Below are 2937 nucleotides of genomic sequence, written 5' to 3'. Positions count from 1 at the left end.
TTTAAACACCTTAGATGAAGGTTTTGAAGATGCTTTTTCCTATTTATCTAATGGAGTAATTCATAGCAGACTTAAATCAACCAATTGCTTAGAAAGATTAAACGAAGAAGTTAGAAGGAGAGAGAAAGTCGTTAGAATATTTCCTAATGAAGACTCAGCTATTAGACTAATAGGTGCAATCCTCATTGATATCAATGAGGATTGGATAACATCTTCTAAATTGTATATTAGAATGAAATAGTAAATATTGGACTAGGATAATTTACACAATATTATGGACTTGACTTTAGATTACTAGACTATCAAAAAAGTTTTTAAAATGATATACTATAGTTAGTTGATTAGTAACACTAGTGTATTGAAATATGAAAAAGGATGAAATATTTTTTAATTATAAACATGTGATGTAAAAATATATTGACATAATTAAAAAAGATGATAATATATAATTATAATCAATGAATAAGGATTAAATAGGAGGTTGATTTGAAAGTGTATGAACTAAGGGTTAGAACTTTCTTATTAAAAGATCTTAAGGGAGATCAATCTATTAAGAAAATTTCTCAATCTATTATTACTTATTTATCAAAAGACAGATATTTTCTAAATTATCATATTTCTAAATCTTATAAAAGCTATTGCCATGACAACTTATATCCTATAAGTAAATCATATAAGAAAAATGAAGTATATCAATTTAGAATAAGGTCTATTGATAAAGACTTGGTAAATTATTTCTTGAAAGGTTTTTCAGATTATAAGGATGAAATCTTTAAGAACCTTACAGTAGAGGTTAGGATAATTTCTAAATCTATTATTTCAAAGATATTTACTCTAAGTCCTGTTATATTAAAAAATGATTCGGGTTATTGGAGAAATAACATGTCTGTTGAGGATTTTGAAAAAAGAATTAATGACAATATTATAAAAAAATACAAATTCTTTGAAAATGACAAAATAAAAGAATTAAAGTTTTATAACAATATTAAATTTTTGAACTCTAGTCCAGTGCCATTTAAGTTTAAGGATATTACTTTATTAGGAGATAAGGTTGAATTAAATATTAATATGGATGAAAATAGTCAAAACTTAGCTTATCTTGCATTGGGTGTAACTTTTAGTGAAAATTCTACATATGGGGCAGGATTTTTAGGATACAAATACCTAGATTAAGACTAACTATATGAAGTCAAGGAGAAAATTAGAAAATATGTAAAATAATTTATGAATAGAAACGCTTTTAAAAACAATAAAAATAAGCATAGGAAATAAAGCTAGTTAATCTAGCTTAAAAAAATTAATTAATTTGTGATTCAAACTTACAGTTATCTTTAAGAAGTTTAAAAATAACTCTAATAAGCTTTCTAGCAGTATGGGTAAGTACAACATAATGATGTTTACATCAGAGCAATTATAACTATGATAGTTGATTCAAATGGGTAAGTACAACATAATGATGTTTACCCTCAGATTTCTTTTTCTGATAATATAAAGCAAAAGTTTCATCCCTCATAGCTACTAGCCTTGCAGCATTTAAAAGAGCCCACCTAAGATAAGGTGACCCTCGTTTAACCATAGACACACCTGTAGCAACAAACTTACCTGATTGGTGAGTACCAGGATCTAGACCAGCAAAAGCAAGGAGTTGACCATCATTATCAAACCTATTGATATCAACAATTTCAGCTAAAATAATAGAAGCTAAGGTATAAGAAATCCCAGGAATAGACATCAGTGGTGACTGAATCTTATCCATAATCATATTGATTTTATCCTCTAACTCTTTAATTTTAGAAGAATAGAAATCAATTAAATCAATAGTTTGGATAAGTTCAAAACTAATAGCATCAGAATCAGAACCAATAGAATTCTCTGCAGCTGTCTTTATACAAATAGCCTTATCCTTGCCATACTTACCCCTAGAATTAGACTTAAGAACATTAGTAAGTTTTGTAAGATGAGCATATGCAATGAGCTTTTTAGAAGGGAAACACTTAAGCATAGCTAAAGTAGACTTCTGATTAATAGAATATACACAAGACTCAAGCTCAGGAAAAATAATATTAACAATCCTAGAAATTGAAACCTTAAGCTTAGATAATTGCTCTTTAAGTCTAAATCTGTATCTAGTAAGTGACTTAAGCTCCAAAATATGATAAGATAAACCCAAGTGGGGTTTAGCATCACTGGCAGATAACATAAGAGCAATTAACTTAGCATCAATTTTATCAGTTTTAGTCTTTCTAAGCGTATGAGCTTTTCTGAAAAGATTAATTTGAAGTGGATTGAAGATAACAGGATTAAAACCATTCTCAACTAAGAAATTGATCAAGTTTAAAGAATAATGTCCAGTAGCTTCAAGCCCCACTTTTACATTATCAGAAGAATCAGGCAAAAAAGACAAAAGCAAATCAAAGCCACCCCTATTGTTATCAAAAGAAAAAGAATCTTTAATAACAGCTCCATTTGAATGACAAATATAGCAATCATGCTTATCCTTAGCAACATCGATACCAACTAAAATCATAAAATATCCTTTCAAATAAAATGGCTGTGATATCCACAAAAAACTATGTATCGTATCCTTGCTCGAGATAAAACGTCAAGCGTTATCTAACTCATAAACAAATAAACATAGAATTGTGGTTGTACCCTAAAAAAATAGTCAAAAGCTATAGGAGGAAACAACAATCCACAAGCCTATGATTATCATATAGTAAAAATGAAAATTGAACACTATTTACTATGTGTTCATTATACAAGGAGGAAATTATGAAATTTAAATTTGATGAAATACTTGAAAGACATGGAAAAGACGCTATGGCTGTTGATGGACTTGGAACAATACCTAATATGAGTCCTGATCTTCCAAAAGAAGGATTTGATGCAATTCCTATGTGGGTTGCTGATATGAATTTTGCTACAGCTCCTTCTATT

At 28.7% G+C, this 2937-nt stretch carries 3 protein-coding genes; 2 read left to right on the top strand and 1 reads right to left on the bottom strand.

Going from position 1 to position 2937, the window contains the following annotated elements; translation table 11 throughout:
* Together SOR60_RS05080 and SOR60_RS05075 are read left to right on the top strand one after the other, a co-directional pair.
* Window positions 1-241 (top strand): transposase (locus tag SOR60_RS05080; protein ID WP_320595389.1); only part of this gene is annotated, 241 nt, incomplete at its 5' end.
* Between the two features lie 251 nt (window positions 242-492).
* A complete protein-coding gene (locus tag SOR60_RS05075) occupies window positions 493-1173 on the top strand; it encodes a CRISPR-associated endoribonuclease Cas6 (RefSeq protein ID WP_320595390.1) in 681 nt (226 codons plus the stop codon).
* Between the two features lie 244 nt (window positions 1174-1417).
* Here the strand turns inward: SOR60_RS05075 and SOR60_RS05070 are convergent, their stop codons facing one another.
* Window positions 1418-2527, bottom strand: coding sequence for an IS110 family RNA-guided transposase (locus SOR60_RS05070; protein WP_320595388.1), 1110 nt, complete (start codon window positions 2525-2527; stop codon window positions 1418-1420).
* Window positions 2528-2937 lie beyond the last annotated feature (410 nt).

It is taken from the genome of Anaerococcus porci (assembly GCF_034090325.1).
GTDB classification, from domain to species: Bacteria; Bacillota; Clostridia; order Tissierellales; family Peptoniphilaceae; genus Anaerococcus; species Anaerococcus porci.
Note: the sequence above shows the minus strand (reverse complement) of the source record. Positions and strands in the feature narration are given on the sequence as shown.

What these genes read in the sequence shown, in the direction of transcription:
- SOR60_RS05070 (WP_320595388.1), bottom strand. Translation starts at nt 2,527, where the DNA reads ATGATTTTAGTTGGTATCGATGTTGCTAAGGATAAGCATGATTGCTAT.